Origin of the sequence: Ornithinibacillus scapharcae TW25 (assembly GCF_000190475.1) — a bacterium.
Lineage (GTDB): Bacteria > Bacillota > Bacilli > Bacillales > Amphibacillaceae > Ornithinibacillus > Ornithinibacillus scapharcae.
Genome location: NZ_AEWH01000040.1, coordinates 1 through 16,227 on the forward strand (window position 1 = coordinate 1; position 16,227 = coordinate 16,227).

The 16,227-nt window shown below is 36.5% G+C and carries 21 protein-coding genes; 4 read left to right on the forward strand and 17 right to left on the reverse strand.

Annotated elements, in window-relative coordinates; all coding sequences use genetic code 11:
• Positions 1 to 63: 63 nt before the first annotated feature.
• Positions 64 to 387, reverse strand: coding sequence for a class I SAM-dependent methyltransferase (locus G5W_RS22130; protein ID WP_010096213.1), 324 nt, complete (start codon positions 385 to 387; stop codon positions 64 to 66).
• 167 nt (positions 388 to 554) lie between these two features.
• Between G5W_RS22130 and G5W_RS0109630 the strand changes: the two genes are divergently transcribed.
• Complete coding sequence (locus G5W_RS0109630; RefSeq protein WP_010096214.1) at positions 555 to 1,712, forward strand: MFS transporter; 1,158 nt, start codon at positions 555 to 557, stop codon at positions 1,710 to 1,712.
• A 111-nt stretch (positions 1,713 to 1,823) separates the two neighbouring features.
• On the opposite strand, the gene G5W_RS0109635 is transcribed toward G5W_RS0109630, so the two are convergent.
• Positions 1,824 to 2,441 carry a class I SAM-dependent methyltransferase gene (locus tag G5W_RS0109635; RefSeq protein ID WP_029191079.1) on the reverse strand — a complete coding sequence of 206 codons (618 nt, stop codon included), beginning with the start codon at positions 2,439 to 2,441 and terminating at the stop codon, positions 1,824 to 1,826.
• A 146-nt stretch (positions 2,442 to 2,587) separates the two neighbouring features.
• Between G5W_RS0109635 and G5W_RS0109640 the strand changes: the two genes are divergently transcribed.
• Positions 2,588 to 3,022 carry a YugN family protein gene (locus G5W_RS0109640; protein ID WP_010096216.1) on the forward strand — a complete coding sequence of 145 codons (435 nt, stop codon included), beginning with the start codon at positions 2,588 to 2,590 and terminating at the stop codon, positions 3,020 to 3,022.
• A gap of 41 nt (positions 3,023 to 3,063) precedes the next feature.
• Here G5W_RS0109640 and G5W_RS0109645 read toward each other — a convergent pair whose 3' ends face one another.
• Entirely contained in the window at positions 3,064 to 4,134 is a 1,071-nt protein-coding gene (locus G5W_RS0109645; RefSeq protein ID WP_010096217.1) for a C45 family autoproteolytic acyltransferase/hydrolase, read from the reverse strand.
• A 57-nt stretch (positions 4,135 to 4,191) separates the two neighbouring features.
• Between G5W_RS0109645 and G5W_RS20865 the strand changes: the two genes are divergently transcribed.
• Positions 4,192 to 4,461, forward strand: a complete 270-nt coding sequence (locus G5W_RS20865) for a hypothetical protein (protein WP_010096219.1) — start codon at positions 4,192 to 4,194, stop codon at positions 4,459 to 4,461.
• An 86-nt stretch (positions 4,462 to 4,547) separates the two neighbouring features.
• On the opposite strand, the gene G5W_RS0109655 is transcribed toward G5W_RS20865, so the two are convergent.
• From G5W_RS0109655 to G5W_RS0109675, 5 genes are all read right to left on the reverse strand, one after another.
• Positions 4,548 to 5,084 carry a cupin domain-containing protein gene (locus G5W_RS0109655; RefSeq protein WP_010096221.1) on the reverse strand — a complete coding sequence of 179 codons (537 nt, stop codon included), beginning with the start codon at positions 5,082 to 5,084 and terminating at the stop codon, positions 4,548 to 4,550.
• Between the two features lie 84 nt (positions 5,085 to 5,168).
• On the reverse strand, positions 5,169 to 5,483 hold the full coding sequence (locus G5W_RS0109660; RefSeq protein WP_010096223.1) for a CHY zinc finger protein: 315 nt from the start codon (positions 5,481 to 5,483) through the stop codon (positions 5,169 to 5,171).
• Positions 5,480 to 6,148, reverse strand: coding sequence for an HAD family hydrolase (locus G5W_RS0109665; protein WP_010096226.1), 669 nt, complete (start codon positions 6,146 to 6,148; stop codon positions 5,480 to 5,482). The genes G5W_RS0109660 and G5W_RS0109665 overlap by 4 nt, the downstream gene beginning before the upstream one ends.
• Before the next feature lie 95 nt (positions 6,149 to 6,243).
• Positions 6,244 to 7,113, reverse strand: coding sequence for a spermine/spermidine synthase domain-containing protein (locus G5W_RS0109670; RefSeq protein WP_010096228.1), 870 nt, complete (start codon positions 7,111 to 7,113; stop codon positions 6,244 to 6,246).
• Between the two features lie 92 nt (positions 7,114 to 7,205).
• Positions 7,206 to 7,598 carry a hypothetical protein gene (locus G5W_RS0109675; protein ID WP_010096230.1) on the reverse strand — a complete coding sequence of 131 codons (393 nt, stop codon included), beginning with the start codon at positions 7,596 to 7,598 and terminating at the stop codon, positions 7,206 to 7,208.
• Positions 7,599 to 7,799: 201 nt separating this feature from the next.
• Here G5W_RS0109675 and G5W_RS0109680 point away from each other — a divergent pair, with 201 nt between their 5' ends.
• Positions 7,800 to 8,471 carry a hypothetical protein gene (locus G5W_RS0109680; RefSeq protein ID WP_010096233.1) on the forward strand — a complete coding sequence of 224 codons (672 nt, stop codon included), beginning with the start codon at positions 7,800 to 7,802 and terminating at the stop codon, positions 8,469 to 8,471.
• A gap of 69 nt (positions 8,472 to 8,540) precedes the next feature.
• On the opposite strand, the gene G5W_RS0109685 is transcribed toward G5W_RS0109680, so the two are convergent.
• The 9 genes from G5W_RS0109685 to G5W_RS0109725 all read right to left on the reverse strand — a co-directional run bounded on the left by G5W_RS0109685 (position 8,541) and on the right by G5W_RS0109725 (position 16,224).
• On the reverse strand, positions 8,541 to 9,224 hold the full coding sequence (locus G5W_RS0109685; RefSeq protein WP_010096235.1) for an ABC transporter ATP-binding protein: 684 nt from the start codon (positions 9,222 to 9,224) through the stop codon (positions 8,541 to 8,543).
• Positions 9,208 to 11,667, reverse strand: coding sequence for an ABC transporter permease family protein (locus tag G5W_RS0109690; protein ID WP_029191080.1), 2,460 nt, complete (start codon positions 11,665 to 11,667; stop codon positions 9,208 to 9,210). Before G5W_RS0109690 ends, G5W_RS0109685 begins: the two co-directional genes overlap by 17 nt.
• A gap of 45 nt (positions 11,668 to 11,712) precedes the next feature.
• A complete protein-coding gene (locus G5W_RS0109695) occupies positions 11,713 to 12,099 on the reverse strand; it encodes a hypothetical protein (RefSeq protein WP_010096239.1) in 387 nt (128 codons plus the stop codon).
• A 513-nt stretch (positions 12,100 to 12,612) separates the two neighbouring features.
• The gene (locus G5W_RS0109700; RefSeq protein ID WP_050801664.1) at positions 12,613 to 13,170 is read right to left on the reverse strand and encodes a DUF1572 family protein; all 558 of its coding nucleotides are present in this window, start codon (positions 13,168 to 13,170) and stop codon (positions 12,613 to 12,615) included.
• Positions 13,157 to 13,723, reverse strand: a complete 567-nt coding sequence (locus tag G5W_RS0109705; RefSeq protein ID WP_029191081.1) for a GNAT family N-acetyltransferase — start codon at positions 13,721 to 13,723, stop codon at positions 13,157 to 13,159. Before G5W_RS0109705 ends, G5W_RS0109700 begins: the two co-directional genes overlap by 14 nt.
• Positions 13,724 to 13,740: 17 nt before the next feature.
• Positions 13,741 to 14,580: a hypothetical protein gene (locus G5W_RS0109710; protein WP_010096242.1), complete on the reverse strand. Its 840-nt coding sequence runs from the start codon at positions 14,578 to 14,580 to the stop codon at positions 13,741 to 13,743.
• A gap of 20 nt (positions 14,581 to 14,600) precedes the next feature.
• Complete coding sequence (locus G5W_RS0109715; protein WP_010096243.1) at positions 14,601 to 14,912, reverse strand: hypothetical protein; 312 nt, start codon at positions 14,910 to 14,912, stop codon at positions 14,601 to 14,603.
• 56 nt (positions 14,913 to 14,968) lie between these two features.
• Complete coding sequence (gene paiA / locus G5W_RS0109720; RefSeq protein WP_010096244.1) at positions 14,969 to 15,496, reverse strand: spermidine/spermine N(1)-acetyltransferase; 528 nt, start codon at positions 15,494 to 15,496, stop codon at positions 14,969 to 14,971.
• A gap of 44 nt (positions 15,497 to 15,540) precedes the next feature.
• Positions 15,541 to 16,224 carry a DUF3885 domain-containing protein gene (locus G5W_RS0109725; RefSeq protein WP_010096248.1) on the reverse strand — a complete coding sequence of 228 codons (684 nt, stop codon included), beginning with the start codon at positions 16,222 to 16,224 and terminating at the stop codon, positions 15,541 to 15,543.
• Between the last annotated feature and the right edge of the window lie 3 nt (positions 16,225 to 16,227).

Here is a 16,227-nt window from a genome sequence, read left to right on the forward strand (position 1 = left end):
TGGATTAAAGAAGTAAAAGCGATTATCCAAACTAGAGATGGAGTAATCCTCCGCACGGCTAATTTAAAAAGTTATGTTTTCAACAGAGTGTTTTATCTTTTTCGCATAACTGTCTTTGTTCTTCAGGGCTTTTCTATAGGATAATTCATCCATCTCAATCCCAGTAACTTTTACACGAAAATGGTAATGAAGATAAAAGTTAAGTCTACCAAGACCACAGCCGAAATCAACAAATTGGTCACTACCATTCACTTCATATTGGTTAAAAAGTATCTCTAATGCTTCATATGGCGTTGGCTCATACGGATAATAATGCGTGACATTGTCAGGGCTTCCTTTTCCGTGCGTTTTTATGTTAAGAAGTTTATCGTAATCATGCTCGTTCATATGTTTTCTCCCTATGTTTGGTTGGTTGACATAATGTTAAGCTAGGATTGGACAAACATTAGCAAATTTACCTATCCTTTAGCTTTTTATATTCTAACGTGATTTAACTTGTATTGGAACATCAACAAGTTTACTATTAAAACTAGAGCTTAGAAAGGACGAACTAGATGGACAAACGAGTTTACTTTTTGATGATTGTATCTTTCATTGTTGGAATGGTTGAATTAATCATTAGTGGATTACTGGACTTAATAGCAGAAGACTTAGATGTCTCATTAGGGGCAGCAGGTTTTCTGGTAACAATCTTCTCCCTAATATTTGCGATTGCGTCACCAATTCTCTTAATCGCTACTGCAAAAATAGAACGAAAGAAATTAACATTAATTTTTTTAGTACTTTTCTTAATAGGAAACATTATTTCTGTCATTAGTCCTACATACAGCGTTTTATTGGTTGGTAGAATTATCACGGCACTCAGTGGAGCATTATTAATCATCCTCTGCTTGGTGTTAGCTCCGAGAATTGTTGAACCAAAATATCGTGGTCGAGCTATCGGAATTGTGTCAATGGGAGTTAGCGGGTCATTAGTACTTGGAGTTCCAATTGGATTAATGCTAGGAGAAGCCTTTAGCTGGCGTGCTCCTTTCATCCTAATTTCTGTATTGACTGCACTTTCCATCGTCGGGGTTTACTTCTGGATGGATAAGGTGGAACCACGCCCATCCATCCCAATCGGAATTCAGTTAGCAACTTTAAAGAGCAGAAGAATCTTATTTGCTCACATTACTACTTTTCTATACATGACAGGACATTCCGTGTTATACACATATCTCAAGCCTTTCTTACAGGAAAATATAGATATGGGGGCAACATGGGTGAGTGTTATCTTCTTGATATTTGGTATAGCTGCCGTTAGTGGGGGCGGAATTGGTGGTACTTTAGCTGACATTCTCGGGACAAAGAAAACCATTATTACCGCTATTATTATCTTCAGTATCGTCATGATGGTGATTCCATACACTACAAGCATTTTACCAATCTTCTTACTAGCACTAGTGATATGGGGGATTATGAGCTGGGCAATATCACCAGCCATGCAAAGTTATTTAATTGAAAGCTCACCAGAGACAGGTGAAATTCAACAAAGCTTAAGTAATTCTTCCTTACATTTCGGGATTGCAGTTGGTGCCTTTATTGGTGGGATTATTATTGGGCAGGCCACCACTCATGTCAATGCATTAGTTGGAGGGATTTTAATCATCCTTTCATTAGGAACAATGTTCATCTCGTTGAATAGTGGAGTAAAAGCTACTCAAAAGGAATAATGCTAATAAGGCAAGCCATAAGAAAGCCCTTCAGAGTAAAAGTACTCTGAAGGGCTCTTACAATTAAGCTACATCATAGCCTTGTTCTTCAACTGCCCCTTGCATTTGAGTTTATTTCTTACATATCGCGATACCAAGAGGGAATTTTTTATCTCCAACACTATCAGCAGGTTGGATTAATACACCCTTTTGATAAAAATACTCCACATTTTCATAGTCATGAAACAAGTCCTTAAATTCCTGAACGGTCAGTTGATGCACATGAAACTCCTGGCCACTAGGCTTTCCTCTCCCTTCACCAAATGGAGTGGAAAGAATCAGTGTGCCACCAGGCTTTAACATCCGATAAATATTTGTTAAAAACTGTTCTTCCTCTTTCACATGCTCAATTGTCTCAAAGCTAATAATACAATCAAAAACTCCTAGCTCTTTCGGTAGTTCCGGATCCACGACATTTCCAAGCCTAAAAGACGAACGAGGATGATAATACGTTGCGCGTGCATATTTCACAGCTTCCTCGCTAATATCAATCCCAACAACTTCCTTCACTGAATGTACGTTAGACTTCGCAATAATGTGGGTACCATAGCCCGAGCCACTAGCAAAATCAAGAACCCTTCCGTACACATACTCTCGTGCAAAATGATATCTTGCTATATGCTCCAGCAATAACCCATTCATTATTTTCATTTTTTCGGGTATCACTCTTTCCCCTGTATCCTTAAGCAATTCCTTCACCGCATTTCTTCAATATATGCTTAGTGTATCACGCCCTAATTTCAGGTGTGAAACTTTTTATACAGAAATGTGATTAAAAGGTATTTTTTTCTATTTATAGCTAAAGCTAGTAGATAAAAAGGAAGGAATAAAAAAATATGATACAATTAGAAACCGAATTAGAAGGTAAGAAAGCATATTTTGGAGAAGCACGAGGTTTGGCTAAGCAGTTTGGTCTTAGTATGTGCGGAAGTTGGGAATATGACGGAGCTTTCTTTGATGCAGTATTGCATCGCGAAAATGGCGAAACAATTTATCTTCGTATGCCATTTCATGTGTTGGAAGGAATATTAGATCGTAATGACGCTTTTATCGAATTCGGAACACCTTTTGTCATCAAGCATGTCGTACATATCGGACTAGATAAAGATGAAAACTCTTTGTTGGCAGCTACAGGTCTTAATCAATTCCAAGAACCACTCGATAAGGATGGATATATTCGAGACAAAACGAAATGGGAAGAAGCTGGTGAAGATGTTTCCAATGAATTCGCCCGTGCAATTGTAGATGTTCGAAACAAATCCATATCGTAAATAAAAAACAACCAATCTTATCATGAGATTGGTTGCTTACATTACAACAGTATTCCAGGATCTGAAAATAATTCCATATTAACAAAAGGCGAGTCTGAATTTAGTTTACCTTTAATTTGTTTTACTAAGACCTTTTCACCTGCAAGCCACTTATTAAAATCGAAAATAACTGGTCTTTGATCTCCTCCTATAGAGAACCATGCTTTCATGTCCTTTGGAAGATAAGCTGCAGTATGGATAGTACCTGCCCAGGCGCCATATTTTTCGGAAAACACACCTTTATCGGTATCATTCATAAGTTGAAAGGCTTGGTATGCGCTCTGCACTTCCGTCCCTAATGTTCGCATTGTTTCCTGACGACTGACGGACTCATCCATGCGATAGCGATTTTCCTCTGTTAATTTTTCAAAATGATTGGTACATACAAGACCTTGGTGCACATCCACTTTTCGTGGTGAAGCCTCTACGACACAAGTCTTCCCCTTTTTATCTAACAGTACATAATTAAAGGAATGCCTGTGGGGTATTTCTCTTAGCAGATCAATCGCCTCTTCAACCGAAGCACAAGATTCCAGAATGATCCTTCCAACCATATTACAGACGAAACCACCGCCTGACTTTTTCCGGTTAACGAAGTTGTAACCCATCGCAAGTCCCTCTTCGTTCAATCCATCAATCCGTCCCGTAAGTTGCATAGAAGGTCCAACCATCGCATATCCTTGGTCAGTAGGTTGGTAGAACATATATTGTCCCTCATAGGAGGCTGGATGGTTATCATAATTCCGAATCAAATAGTCATCACTAGTAAAAATAGAGCAACCACTTCTCCCATACTCTAAATAATAGCCACCGAACTCACGGATCGCATCATGCATATCCCATTTTAGTGCATCTGCCAAACCTGTTATCTCATCCCAAATTCTGGGAGCAAATTTCATCATAGCACTTTTCACTTCTTGTTCATCAATAGAAAAGTGATACTTCCTCTTTGAACCCCACTGTTTTTCACGATTGGGGAAGATAGGGGATTCTCTTAATAATTCACCTTGCATGTATCCAAAATCGTAGTGACTTCCACGAAATTGAATAATATCACTGTATACTCGTTTCATCATACTTTCCCCCTTGATAAACCAGTTTAGATTATTTTCTATGAGATTAAAAAAATTATGCTTCATTGCATAAAAGAAGCAGGATTAGCCAGTCCACTACATGAGGTGATGATGATGTCTAAAGATGAAGAAAAGAAAAAGTTTAATATGCCTAACCAAGCTAATACAGACGGAGAATTCGAGGTACAGAACGGACTTAGAGCAAATTATCCTTTTGACTACTTAAACAAGATGGTTGGGGATTCCGTTAAAGAACATAAAGAATTAGAAGCAGCGAATGAAGTGATTGCCGAGAAGGAAATTGGACAGACCTTTCATAATTCATGAAAAAGAAAAATTCTCTCAAGTATTCATTGAGAGAATTTTATATGACCAAATTAAAAAGCACAATCCTTAAGAATTGTGCCTGTGTTTTATTCTTCTGCCATTGCTTCTGCTTTTGTTCGCTGAACCGTTCCACGTGGGTGATGTGGCGGTGCATAGATTGTATATAGCTTTATTGGCTCATTCCCTGTATTAATCAGGTTATGCCAAGTTCCTGCAGGTACCATAATAGCTGAATCCTCGCGAACCTTTCGCTCAAGTGTCAAATTGTCTCTGCTCTTCCCCATTCGAACAACACCTTGCCCCTCTTCAACACGTAAAAACTGATCTGTATCGTGGTGTACTTCTAAACCGATATCTCCCCCAACAGGAATACTCATCACGGTGACCTGAAGATGTTCACCAGTCCATAAAGCAGTTCGATAATTTTTATTTTGCTCACTTGCCGCTTCAATATCTACAACAAATGGATTCGGGCCGTAATCTTTTAACTGGACTCTAGACTTCATTTTCTCAGCTTGCCAAATGCCCCATCTCATATCTGGTGTTTGATAGTACCCAGTATTCGTATATGTCGGGACATAGTAGGGAGCTGGATATGAATAACCATAAGGAATATAGTACATATCTTCCATCCTCTCACAGAATTTCTAAACTATTCTATGCAAATGGATAGGTAAATGTACATATCATTTCGATTTGATTATCTGCTAAACTTGAAAATACAAGTGATAATGATTCGAACATCCTTCATTAAATTCCGCGTTACATTGCAGGCATCTACTGGTGTTCATATACTCACTTATGGTATGCTCTATCTCACATACACCACACAGGATTGCCTTTACCTCAAATTCATTCTTCTCCCAAACCATAATCTCGTGTTCTTCACACTCTTGATGGCATTGATAGCATGGGTAATATTTATCACAACATTTGAATTTAATTGCAATGACATCTTGCTTGCTGTGATAATGCTTGCAACGAGTCTGATTGTCAACAGTTGGACCATAAACGGTTATCATTTTGTAGCAATCCCTTCTTTTAGAATATCCAATAGATCGATTAGATCTTCCACAATATAGTCAGCATTTACGTCCTTCCACTGGCTATCTTTTTTCCAAGCTCCAATCATTCCTACATTTCGAGCACCTTCCACGTCATTGACTGGATGATCTCCAACAAAAATCGCTTCCTTAGGTGAGACCTGCATTTCTTCTAGCGCTCTTCGAAAAATCAGTGGATTTGGTTTCTTTATCCCTTCCCACTCGGAAATTAAAATACAATCAAAATAGTCCTCAATCCCAAGGGCTCTAATATTATCCAATTGAAACTGACCCTTTCCATTAGTAATCATGCCAAGCTTATATGAGGATTTCTTTAATTCATCTAATGTGGGTATTAGATTGGGAAAAGCCACACAGTGATGATGAAACTCATCTATGTAATCCTGAAGCAATGTTTCCCAGCTTAGGTTAATATTAAATTCCTCGATTAATTGTTGGTAAACTTTATCTTTCCATACATACCCTCTTGCATCTAAATCTATAAACCTATCTATGTACACTTCTTTTGGAATGTGACTTAACCAAGTACGCAATCTATCATACTGTTTACGAATAAAACTTTTTACAGAAGCATCGCGATCAAGTAGCGTATTATCTAAATCAAATATTACTGCTTTATACAATTCATCGCCCTCCAGACCTTTGTTATTCGCTTTTTAAAAAACTGGACCACAATGGATCCAGTTGTAAATTTCTTCAGCCTAAACTCTCCTACGGATTATAAGTAACACAAAATAGACTTTTCTATCCAGTACATAAATTCTGTGCTTGGACTTTGTTTTTCATATTGCTTCATTCTTAAGTACATGTCCATTCCATCTGATACATCATGCCACAGGTCTGTAAACACAAAATCATAATTACCTTTCGCTAGATCATATTTAGCATGTTCAAAGGCATCGGCTTGAATGATGGTAATTTTATCGGCATGTGTAAATTGCGGCAAAATATGAGTCTTAAATAAGTTTACTACATCCTCATTCATATCGACGATTGTTACACGCTCTACGGTTTCCTTTTCTGACACCATATAGGCATAGTAACCAAGTCCAAGGCCATAGGTAAGGACATTACCAGTGGCTCTATCAACAGCTTCCTTCATCGTTTCAATTTCGTTTGGTGTAATGGTCATCCAGATTCGATCGTTTTCTAACACAGCAGGATACACAAATTCTGTATCAAAGAAACCAATCTGTGGGATTTGCCTTCCTGGTTTGGATTGGACGATATCATCACATACAAAGCCCTCATATGGCTTATATTTTTCGTATTTCAGTTCACTGTTTCCTATTTTAATAGATGGTATTTTGATGTTTTTGTAGTAAGGGTTTTGGTTATATTCCGTTGTATCAAGGTGATGAATCATATTAGGAAAATAACTTTGAAAAAAGTCTCGATCAGCTCGATTATCCACTATATCTAAACCAAATGCCGCAGCTAAAATAACCGAGAAAGCATACTCGTGAGACACACCATTACGAACAAGCGCGTCCACCTCTTCTTTTTCTATATAGTCTGGTGCTTTATTTAAATAGTTACTAAGGAAAGCAAATATTTTTTGATTATCTTGTATGACTTTTTGGTCCATTTTTTCACCTATTTTTCATGTAATACATTCATTATATCATGTTAACAAAGTCCCCTTCTCTGCTTTATTAACTCTATTTAACCATTAGTCTCTCACCGCTCACCCGGATAAAACTCATAACGAAACCATTTAAAAGCTGAATCACCAAATTCCCTATGTACAAGTTTGGTTTCGCCTAGTTCTAGTTGGACTTCGAGAAGTTCATCATGGACAACCTCATCCGAATCATTATAAGTGGCTACTCGAACTTGACCATTAAATTCCCACTCTGTATGAAAGTTTTTCGCATATACGTACGTAGCAAGTTTATCCCCATTGTGAAAAGGTTGCACATACACAACTAGCTCTTTAGTGGTTGCTTGATCCTTATTACTTTCATATACCAGCTCTAGTTGTTTTTCTATATCTTCTTGAATGTTTTGTTCCAATTCCTTCGTTCTTTTTTCTTTCTTCTTTCTTCTGTTTTTCCGCTTCTGTGATCCCATCTTGATTTACTGCATTTGAACTAACCTCGTCTGTTTCCACTGGTAAATTAAGATAAATAAAGTAAGATACCAGTACGAAGTTAACTAAAACTGCCATTATCGTTGATTTGATTGTAGTCTTTAGTGGATATTTTCCTAGAATTATTGCCATTAAAGCTATGAACGCTGTATATCGTACAACTCAAAAATGGAAAACGAGAATTGTTTAAGCTTGAATTTCCTGCTAAGGACGGCCAAGTGAACATGTGGTTAGATTATTTTCACGAACAGAGTATACCTGTTTTCTTTACAAATGAAGTGCTATACAGGAAGGATAGAAAAACAATGGAGGATGAGGATAGGATAAAGGCTTTGGATGCAGATAACCTTTTACTATCTGTCCCGTCTGGTGTTGAGTGGAAGCAATTGCGGAAAGAACTTCAGAAAGAATGGAATGATAGGTTCCCAAGACTAAACGGCTTTGGGTCCAAGTCTACAAGTGTACCTAAAGATTATCATAGGTCCCGTCTTAGTTTTGGCTTCAACACGGTTATTGTCTTTGGATCGTTGTTTCTAATTACTTATCTAGTAATTAAGTTAGTAGAAAATGAAGTTATATCCAATGTTCATTTTATCCCAATAGTTATCATGCTTCTATTAGGAGGACTGCTGTACTTCTATTTAATACGAGATCGCTTACGCTGGTTTCATCTGCTATTTTACATCGGAAAAGTATTTCTCTTCAGTTTTGCTTGGTTAATAAGTATAGAAGAAACAGAAAAAGTCACCTATCAGTTTGTTGAGGATATAATAGTTATCTCCGTATTCTTCCCATTAGTCGCTTGGATTCCTTACTTAATCTTAAAACGAATAGGTAATAATAAGACTAAATAATAGAGGAGGATTAGGGAAGGTTCCTTGGTTAGATAAAAATATGGGACAAGAGACCTATCCCCTTGTCCCTTATCCCACGATTTGTACTGTTTTGTCTATTAGTTGTCCATCTTTCATTTGGAAATGTAGATCGCCGTATTTTGTGAGTTCCTGGTCATGGGTAACTAATACAATGGTGACACCTTCTTGATGTATATCGCGCAGGATTTTCATAATTTGATCTCGATTTTCCACGTCAAGATTTCCAGTAGGCTCATCACATAGAATTAATTGGGGATCGTTCATTAGAGCCCTTGCTATGGAAGTACGCTGTTTTTCGCCGCCAGAAATCTGAGAAGGCATATGGCGTTTCCTATGTAACATTCCAACTGCTTCTAATAGACTTTCCGCCTTTTCTTTTACTACTTCTTTTGGCTCATATGGCAAACGTGGTATCATCACATTCGTCAGGACATCAAACTGGTTGAAAAGTTGAAAGTCCTGAAAGATATAGCCGATATAATCCCTTCGGAAACTTCTTCGTTCCTCTTCATCTACGACTCTAGTATCCATACTCCCGATAAGCACTTGCCCCTCATCAACTTGTTCAATAGCAGATAATAGTCGTAGTAGAGTTGTTTTTCCAGAACCTGATGGTCCCGTTACATTTACCCATGTTCCCGAATCAATACTAATATTGATATCCTTTAGAACGTGGATTTTCTCTGTACTCGTTTGATACGTTTTACTAACATGACTAAGCTTTAATTGCAATTCTTCCCCCCTCCTTTACGTTCACTCGGTTTAGGGTATAAATCGAACTGCCTAGCGTTACAGAGAAGATTAAAAGAAATCCTCCTGTTTGCCAAAGAACTGTAGTCCCAGCGATACCCATGAACATCACGGAAATAAGCAAGCTTATTAACCAGCCAATAAAAATCGTAATTCCAGCCCATAACAGAACTTCTTTAACGAAGTAGTTTCTAATAGCCTTTTTTCCCCAACCAAGATATAAGAACAATTGAATCTCAGATAATCGCTTTATCCACATTCTCCTTAGCGATTGATAGACAGTTACTATACTCAATACATAAAGAAGTACTGTAATAACAATAAACAGTCCTTCAATTTCCCCATGTATATAAGACCCAAGTCTAGTCTGTGTAGTTCTTTCAACATTTTGTATTAAAAAGAATGGAAGAAAACAAGTTAATATCGTTATTAGTAGAAGTTGTATACAGGAAGCAAGTAGACTATTACGATAGAACCAAATATTTTGTAATGTAATAGTAAACTTCTGCCCATTAAGTTGTTTCGAATTTCTCCTCACCAATAAATCAGCCCAAACAAACAGTAAAATCAAGACACCACTAAAGCTGCCCGCTAATAAAAGATACCCCCAATTTCCTTCGACCATTCCAAAGACTGTGTATCCAACTAAAGTTATAAAGATTGGTAAGCCCAATAACCAGCACCATTCATTATACCGAGACTTACGAATCAACTTTTCTGACCAGCCAAGTTTTCCTAGTAATAGTTCATCACTTTTCCGATCTGATAATAGATTAAAAAATGTAAATGTAACAAAAGTAATGGCAATTAATCCGTAAAAAATTGTTAATACTACCTGAAGTAGATTCCAGCTTAAAACCACCGTTCCTGAAGCACCTAAGGTTGTAAAAGGTTGAACAACTTTTCCTATCCCTTCGACATCTACAGTAATATCGTGTAAGGATGCACCAGCCACAATATCCACTGTATATCCTTTATCTTTCCACTCATTAGCAAGTTCCTCAATTAATTCGGCTGCTTTCTTATCATAGCCCGTAATTCCTGATACCTTAACACGAATAGCATCTATCGGAGCATTTCCCTTTATCTTTTCCGCCCATTTTAACGATATCAAACCATGAGCCGGAGTTGTAACGAAGCTACCAGGAACTGCTGATGGATGAAGTTTAATAGTAGGCTCAGATTTTAGATAAGGCATATCGCTCCCATAAATCCCCAATGGTGCAGAAGCTAGTTCTTCTGTGTTTTCCTTTATCGAGAAAAAGCCAACATTATAAAATTCAAATGCATCATCTCTATTAATTGGTTCTCTTGCTTCATCTAGTTCAAAGAATTCAACTTCCTGAATATCCCGATATAAGGGTACATGGTATGCATTATCCTTTCCAATTTGTTTAACAGCAAGATTTGTAGCGTCAATAATCTCATATAAAACAGGATTGAGTTGATAACCTATATTTTGACTGAACTTTATACTACTTCCACCTAACATATTTTCACCAGTTCCATCATCAGGTGCAAGTTTCCCATTATCATCTACATAAAGATGAAGGTGTTCAAATGGAGATGGTCCATCCTCTGGTTTAAAAACAAATTTTTCCTCGTTATGCTTTCTTTTTCTACTAACATATTCATCTATAACCTTATGATATTCCTCTGGATACTGATGCACTGCCTGAAGTGGGTTATCATTAATAAAGTGACTGTTCCAATCCATTACTTCTGATTCAGTAGCTACTTCTAGATTATCTAATGTCAAGTGAATAGTATTTGGTACTGGAACACCTTTCAGACTCACAATAGGAATTGCTACATCTTGATCAACCGAATAGATCCATTTACTCTCCACTTGTTCCTCTAATAAGCTTAAATCATAATTTGTTAATTTACCTTCCTCTTCAACATCAACCGCTACCACTTGATGATATGAGGTAGGAAAATAAAACGCAGCAATATCTTCTGAGAAGAAATTATTAGCCACTTCAAAAGAAGAGGGATACCTAATGCTAGGCGAAAAATCATACATGTATGCATCTTCATCATACTTATATGAGTTGACTCCGTCACTTGTATAGTACTCCACTTCATAGTATTTTAGATTCTCTTTCCGTTCAATCATCCAAGTACGTTCTATCGCCGTGAACAACCCAATTGAGGCAATAGGTGCAGCAATTTCAACCTGTGGGTGGCTTTTGATCCCTTCCCATTCCCCTATTGTTATTCCACCATTACCGACACCAAGGTAGTTCTCTTCAATAACATTTAACTGTTTTTCAAGCTCTGTTCGCGCTTCTGGTGGCCTTATTAGAATATCATACGATCCACGGGAAAAATTTGTAATATCCCGTTCCACTTGCTCGTTAGCTGTAGATAGCGAGGAAAACGTGTAAGAAACTGTGCTTATTATTATAATAAGCACAGTCAACACAAAGTATCTTATATTGTTAGAATGCAAATTTATTTTATTCATCTATCTATATGTGATTTCGGCTTTACCATAAAACCAAGGACTAGGTCCATAAGTGGAATTGGTTACCTGTGCTGAGGTTGTAAATATCTTAGAGGAATTGGTACTCCAGGATTTAGTGAACTTTTTACTATATGAACCATATCCCTTTTTATTTGTGCCATCGCCAAAATCAATGTAAAAATAACTAGAACCAGAATAGTTAGTGTTCACAGTTAAGGTATACTCTTTATAAGCAACCCCGTTCAGATAAGCAGGACTGATATTTGCAGTTGTAGCTGCATTTAAATTAACTTTTTCTGAATCAATAATCTCCGCAGCAGAAACCGTAGTCCCATTAAAAGCTATTACTAAAACCAGTGTAAAAAGAGCAAACATCATTTTTTTCATGATAATACCCTCCTCAATTAAATTAACTTAACGATTTTGATTTAACTTTGACTATCTTAGACTTATTAGTGTACATAATGACAAATTCTTTCACTCCTTTCTCCAAACCCGTACACTAGGTACACTATAATTTATTTGGTTAATATTTACAATTTTCTATAGACACATTCAATTCGATAAATTGGTAAGAAAAATTATTTATATACGTTTTAATTTTAAAATTTTTCTAGTATATCTATATAAATAACTATACAAATACTATAAACATAAAAAATCTAGGAAATATTGAATTTAAAACAAAAACGAAAAAAGAGGGACAATAATAATGTAGTCCCCCAAAGAAATTTGAAAACCAATTTTAGCCGAAAGTGTAGCGATTAATAACCCTTACAAAACTAACTCTCCAAGTTCAGCTAGTATTCTTATGATGATTTTCTTCTTCAGATAAATTAGTGAATATTTCGACAACCACCCTTGTAAAATTTCTTTAAAAATTAATGATATCCCCTAAACTCAAATGATTCCCCTCTTGCTCAACGAATTCTTTTCTAGAACCTTTTCATTAAATGCTAATGACCCATTCTTCGGGATACTTAAAATAGTCCAATCCTTATCCTTTATCTGTTTTCCAATAAATAAGATTTGTCCTACATGATAACTAATATGAGAGATTTCCGTTTGGATCGCTTGAATGACACTGATTGGTTCTTGTCTTAGTGTGACCGTTTTATGTAAATCACTACTCTGAAGGTTCTCTATGGTGCCAAAAAGCAATTTCCAACCTTGCTCCCAAATTTGCATTAACCTTTCCATAGAATGACCATCATCAACAAATTCCGCGTCCCTATCTCGATAATCCTTTTCCCCATCTGTAGATAAGAAGTCTACCCATCTAGAATGCATATTACCGCTTAGGTGTTTGATAATAATAGCTATATTATTTGATTCCTCACTAGGTTTCCAGTGGATTTCTTCCTCAGTTAATTGTGCTATTCCTTTCTCCGCACGTTCTTTTAGGTGTTTAAACTGATGCTTAATGATAGTTAGATATTCCTCCTCAAGTGCCATCATCCTTCTCCCTCTCACCTATTTTTAAAAAATATTCTTGTTTTAATATCCCCATATGAACGATGTCATGCCACTTCCCATTACGATATAGTGCTTGGCGGCTAATACCCTCACGCTTAAAGCCAATTCTACTATATAGCCCAACAGCTCTTTCATTAAACGCAAATACCTTAAGGGAAATACGATGTAGATTCAATTCCAAAAAAGCATATTCCAGTAGCAGTAATAGCGCTTCTCTCCCGTATCCTTTCCCCCAAAATTCCTTCTCGCCTATATCGATAATACATTCCGCATTTCTATTCTTCAGGTCGATCTCCACTAGCGAAGTGATTCCAATTGCATTATCTCTATTCTTCTCTTCTATCATATAGCTCTTGGAAGAACGAGAGTTTACTATAACCTCTTCAACGAATTCCCGAGTTTCTTCTAGTGAGTATACGTCTAATAAAGGATTAGTCGAATTCATTACGTCTATATCGTTTCTCCAAGAGTGATATAGCTCTACATCCCCCAATGACATTTTCCGTAACCTAATTCTATTTGATTCAAACAAAATGATCCCCCCTTGTTTCGTTAAGCAATGCTCCCGCCATGCATGGAAAACACATAAAAATCCTCTTCATCCGTTAGAGTCCAGCCATCAAAATAGGAACTCGCATGAAAAACATCTAGAAAAATATTCCCACACTGTACGATGAGAATTGGACATTGTTCTAATAACTGAACATCTTCTATTGTTCTACCAACTAATAACTCATTGACTGTTCTCCACTCTTGTTGATTGGATAGAATATCTGTCTCTCCTAGCAATATTCCATCAGTATCCCTAATCCTCCAAGGGCATTCAATAACGAGCGAGCCCTTTTTAAACTGTATAATGAAATGAATCTCAGTATCAATAGCGATTATTTTTTGACCAATAAATTCCTTAAAGTCAATTTTGCTAGCCTTTGTATGCCATAATTTTCGTGCATGTGTAACGATCATTTGGTGGATCTTATCCAATGTATAGCCATGATCATTATCTCCGTACTGAAAATCGTCCATGACATCACTGATTCCTTGCCATTTTATTTGTTCCTCTAGTAATTCGTGTTGAATGGCACAATCATAAATTTCTTTAACTATTGTCATCGCGTGTTCCGTTGGGGTTAATAATCTCACATGTAGTTGTTGGAGATGAAAGTCTATGCATTGTTCTTTTGAGGGTATTTCTCGTTGGAGGCTATTCATCGCATCTTCAAACATCTGTTCAATTTCAAAAATATTTAACTGTTCCTTCATGCTCATACTAGCTAATTTCTTCACATTCAGATCATCCAAATATAAAGCATGATATGCCCATTTCACGTAATCTGTTGGCTGTACTCTATCCGTATATATTTTGTAATATAACGCTAATAACTCCATCATCTCACGCCATTCTTCTAAAGTTATATATCCCCTTGGAAACTACCTTTTGTAATGATTCTAAGTATACGATTTAACATGTATATTGCAATTGACAAGACAATAATGAGGTATACGAACTGAATAATCGTTAATAATATTCCACTCTTGAACCACTCTTTCATCATAGCCCCACCGTAGTAAATCACACATCCAGCGATAAGCGAGGTTATGATATAGGTGAATAGTATACCAATGTTTTGCATCTTCGTTAGTTTCTCAAGGGTTTCTCGATGTTTGGTTATGAAGTAGATAACTACTCCTATAATCCCGAGAACAGATAGTACGTTATCCATTGTTTTCCCTCCGTTATCCTTTGCTCTAATTTTTTTCCAGGAGAAATATACCGCTTCTAATCGAGATTACTTTCTAATGTTTTAGTCATGATGTAATCCGTTTGTTCTTCATCCCCCATATAAAAAGAATGAGCCCCAGTTTGAATAAATCCCATCTTATGATAAAAGGCAATCGCATTATTATTTTTCTCCCATACACCCAGCCAAATTTTCTTCTTGCCTTCATCCCTTGCAACTTCAATTGCCTTTTCTAACATAACTTTACCAAGTCCGTGCCTTTGGAAAGCTTTCTTTATATAAATTCTTTCGATTTCTAATGAATCCTTGCCCATTATCTCGGACTGCGCTTCATCCCTATTGACCTTTACATAACCAGCTATTTCTTTATCGAAATAGACAAAATAGAATTGGGAAAACTCATTAGTTAACTCCTTTTCTAATTGTTCCTTGTTAAAAGCCCTCTCCAAATAAGCTTTCATATTATCAGGAGAATTCTGTTCTTTAAATGTATCATAAAATGTCTCTTTACTGATTTCTTGAAGTGCATGCAAATCATCAAGTGTGCATTTTCTTATTGTAATCATCAATTCCATCTCCTAGGTCAACATTCTGTAATTGGCTTGATCGTTCATTTTGCAAATCGCTGTTCGATTTCTTCTCGGCAGTAGTCACCAATCCAGCTTTCGAATTTAGCATAGATAGGACGTATTGTCTCTATATCACTTGCGATAACTTCACATCCCCTGTCATCATAAATATAATATATAAGATTTTTTGTCATGTTTATGAAAAACACATCTGGTTCGTATAACTCGTATGGATTATATAATCTTGGCTTTAATGAATGAAAATCCTGGTTACAAATTGCCCTGATGAGTATAGGATATCGAATATCCTCTTTTTGGCATTCCAGATAGAATTGGGAGGTACATTTCCCCTCCATATCATCTTCATCATCAAACATAAAGGGGAGTATTTGTTGTCCTAACCGAATTCGAACATCCTTGCCTTTAATAAAATGACGATAGACTTTTATTTTCTTATTGCTTTTTCTAACAAAATCCCTATTTTGATAGATATTGGTTACCAAGATAATCTTATCATCAGCCGAAAATAAAGCCTCAAAGAGCGCAATTGCTTGTTTATAGACTGTATCGAAATACTCTGGATTCAAGTCATCTGTATCACTTTTCAGTTGATATAAGCCTTTAGCCAAGTCGAAATGAATACCCTTACTCCATTGATGATATAAACTTGGCTTTACTAGTAGCCCAGGAAAATTACTTTCCAAGTAATGATTTAATTTATTCATTTA

Excerpts from the sequence above, each read along its gene's own strand:
- G5W_RS22130 (WP_010096213.1), bottom strand. The coding sequence starts at position 387 with ATGAACGAGCATGATTACGATAAACTTCTTAACATAAAAACGCACGGA.
- G5W_RS0109630 (WP_010096214.1), top strand. The coding sequence starts at position 555 with ATGGACAAACGAGTTTACTTTTTGATGATTGTATCTTTCATTGTTGGA.
- G5W_RS0109640 (WP_010096216.1), top strand. The coding sequence starts at position 2,588 with ATGATACAATTAGAAACCGAATTAGAAGGTAAGAAAGCATATTTTGGA.
- G5W_RS0109645 (WP_010096217.1), bottom strand. The coding sequence starts at position 4,134 with ATGAAACGAGTATACAGTGATATTATTCAATTTCGTGGAAGTCACTAC.
- G5W_RS20865 (WP_010096219.1), top strand. The coding sequence starts at position 4,192 with ATGCTTCATTGCATAAAAGAAGCAGGATTAGCCAGTCCACTACATGAG.
- G5W_RS0109655 (WP_010096221.1), bottom strand. The coding sequence starts at position 5,084 with ATGTACTATATTCCTTATGGTTATTCATATCCAGCTCCCTACTATGTC.
- G5W_RS0109660 (WP_010096223.1), bottom strand. The coding sequence starts at position 5,483 with ATGATAACCGTTTATGGTCCAACTGTTGACAATCAGACTCGTTGCAAG.
- G5W_RS0109670 (WP_010096228.1), bottom strand. The coding sequence starts at position 7,113 with ATGGACCAAAAAGTCATACAAGATAATCAAAAAATATTTGCTTTCCTT.
- G5W_RS0109675 (WP_010096230.1), bottom strand. The coding sequence starts at position 7,598 with ATGGGATCACAGAAGCGGAAAAACAGAAGAAAGAAGAAAGAAAAAAGA.
- G5W_RS0109695 (WP_010096239.1), bottom strand. The coding sequence starts at position 12,099 with ATGAAAAAAATGATGTTTGCTCTTTTTACACTGGTTTTAGTAATAGCT.
- G5W_RS0109700 (WP_050801664.1), bottom strand. The coding sequence starts at position 13,170 with ATGATGGCACTTGAGGAGGAATATCTAACTATCATTAAGCATCAGTTT.
- G5W_RS0109710 (WP_010096242.1), bottom strand. The coding sequence starts at position 14,580 with ATGATGGAGTTATTAGCGTTATATTACAAAATATATACGGATAGAGTA.
- G5W_RS0109715 (WP_010096243.1), bottom strand. The coding sequence starts at position 14,912 with ATGGATAACGTACTATCTGTTCTCGGGATTATAGGAGTAGTTATCTAC.
- paiA (WP_010096244.1), bottom strand. The coding sequence starts at position 15,496 with ATGATTACAATAAGAAAATGCACACTTGATGATTTGCATGCACTTCAA.
- G5W_RS0109725 (WP_010096248.1), bottom strand. The coding sequence starts at position 16,224 with ATGAATAAATTAAATCATTACTTGGAAAGTAATTTTCCTGGGCTACTA.